Consider the following 2,789-nt stretch of genomic DNA (forward strand, 5'->3'; position numbering starts at 1 on the left):
TACGACGAAGAGACGATCACGCTATTGCTGCATAGGTTCGCCCATCATCTGGACGCCGTACTCGATCATTGTACCGGCAGGGTACCGCAGCCGACGCCTAGCGATTACGACTACAACGAGCTGACAATGGATGAACTGAAGCAATTTCAGATGGAACTGAGCTTGTTATTGGAGGAGTGACCATTGAGTAATGACAACGGTGTTAGCATCCAAAATATTTATCCGTTAGTTCCGATGCAAGAGGGTATCCTCTATCACTATTTGACTGACACGGACCGGAGTTCCTATCTGGTTCAATATCTATTCACCATCCGGGGTTCGATCATAACGTCGAAATTACAGGAAAGCTTCAAACGGCTGATCGAAAGACATGAGGTTTTAAGAACGATTTTCAAATATGAAAATGTGAAAAGAAATGTTCAGCTTGTAGTAAGTAGCCGAAATTTCAGCATGGTCTTTGAAGATCTGTCGAATGACGAGCCTGACAGGCAAGGACAAAACATTAAAGATTATCAGGCGAGGGACAGGGAGAAGGAATTCAACCTGTCCAAGGATATGCTGATCAGGGTGGCATTATTCAAGATAGGTCCTAAGGCCTATCAAATGCTGTGGACATTCCATCACATGATTCTTGACGGCTGGAGCGTAAATGTGCTGTTTGGCGAGCTTCTGCATATTTATCACGAGCTCCTGCACGACCGCCGACCGGTATTGCAGATGCCGACTCCGTACAGCCACTACGTTTCTTGGCTTCAGAAGCAGAACATGTTGCGACCGCGACAGTATTGGAAGGAGCACCTTCGGGGTTTCTCCGAACCAACTTCGCTCCCTGTCCAACAGACGTCCGTTATGGCCAAGGGCAAAGTAGAAGAGATCGAGTGGGAGTTCAACCCGAAGTTCGTATCGAACTTGGAACTTATATCCAAAAAATATCAGACTACCGGACCGGCTGTCATTCAAGCTTTATGGGGGTTGTTGTTGTGCAAGTATAATGACTGCCAAGACGCTGTGTTTGGGACGGTAATATCCGGCCGTCCTTCAAAAATCAACGGCATTGAGCGTATGGTCGGCTTATTCATCAACACGATTCCCGTGAGAATCCGGTTTACTGATGGACAAAGCTTCTCCGGGCTTTTGCGGGATTTTCATTTCCGGTCAATCGAATCGGAGAAGAATGGATTCGTGCCCCTTAATGAAATTCTTGCTCTGTCCGAGAACAAAGCCGGTTTGTTCAATCATATCCTTGTATTTGAAAACTATCCGACCCAGCAGAACGATGTGGGCGGAACGGATGTCGGTTTTATGGTCGAAGAGGTAAAGGTAAAAGAAAGAACGAGCTATCCGCTTACCGTTACCGTAATAGCGAAAAAAGACAAGTTGAGAATGAAGGCCGCATTTGAGCGGGATATTTACGGAAGGGACTTTATGGCTGCGATTCCAGCTCAGCTTGAGTTCATTTTGGAAACCGTCGCGAATAAACCCGATGTTCCCCTGCGCGATATATCTTTCCTTGGAATGGAAGAGAGAAACGGCATTCTCTATGGATTTAATCTGACAGAAGCGGCGTATCCGGGTGAAGAAACCATCGTTTCCTTGTTCGAGAAACAAGTGGAACGGACCCCAGTATCGAAAGCAGTGGTTTATGGCGGTCAATCGTTAACTTACGCGGAATTAAACGAGCAATCCAATAAACTGGCGGGGCTGCTCGCGGAAAACGGGATCGGCAATAACCGGATTGTAGCCGTAATGCTGAACAACTCAATCGAACTCCTGGTTTCCATATTTGGAATCATGAAGGCGGGGGCGGCATATTTGCCGATCGATCCCCAGTATCCAATCGCTAGACGGGAGTACATGCTCCGTGATAGTGGCTGCGCCGCTGTCATATCTTCCTATTCCGTACACGGGGATTTGGACACCGGGGTCACCACCATTTTTGTGGAAAATTGGAGCAATCAACATATCGGGCGGCAAAGTCATAATTTGACGATAAACCGCTCGCCGGACGATCTTGCATATATTATCTATACTTCCGGAACGACCGGCAACCCCAAAGGGGTAATGGTTACGCAGCAAGGATTAACCAATTATATTTGGTGGGCAAAAAAAGTCTACATGGACAATCAGAAGATGGATACAGCCCTCTTTACTTCGATCTCGTTCGATTTAACGATCACGTCGCTGTTTGCTCCGCTGGCCTCGGGGGGGACGCTACACATTTACCCAAATGAGGATAATACCAGTCTTTTATTGGACGTGATTGCCGATAACAAAGTGGAAATGATTAAACTTACCCCGTCCCATCTTCAAATCATCGATGCGGAGCCAATCAATTGTTTTGATTCGAATGTGAAGGCTTTTATAGTCGGTGGAGAACAATTTTCAACAAGGCTTGCGCAAAATATTTATAAGAAGTTTGGGGGGAAAGTCCGGATTTTCAACGAATATGGGCCTACGGAGACCGTTGTAGGCTGCATGATCTACGAATATAAGCCCGGAAATGTCGAACATCATTTCGTGCTTATTGGCAAACCTGCGGATAATGTGCAGATTTATATTTTGAACGGCAGACTGGAACCCGTGCCCATTGGAAGTGCGGGAGAAATCTATATTAGCGGCGACGGTGTCGCCAAGGGTTATTTGAATCAAAAAGAACTAACGGACACTAAATTTTTGGCGAATCCTTTCGTACCGGGGCTGCGGATGTATAAAACAGGCGACCTCGGGAAATGGCTGTCGGATGGAAATATCCAGTATTTAGGAAGAATAGACGATCAGGTCAAACTGAA

2 protein-coding genes are annotated in these 2,789 nt (G+C 46.4%); both read left to right on the forward strand.

What is annotated here, in order from left to right:
• Positions 1-180, forward strand: a 180-nt coding sequence (locus AC0LWM_RS32325) for a hypothetical protein (protein WP_474679159.1), incomplete at its 5' end; no start/stop codon positions are given.
• A 54-nt stretch (positions 181-234) separates the two neighbouring features.
• Positions 235-2,789: non-ribosomal peptide synthetase (locus AC0LWM_RS32330; protein ID WP_474679160.1), on the forward strand; the 2,555-nt coding region annotated here is incomplete at its 3' end.

It is taken from the genome of Paenibacillus sp. sgz302148, assembly GCF_056120465.1.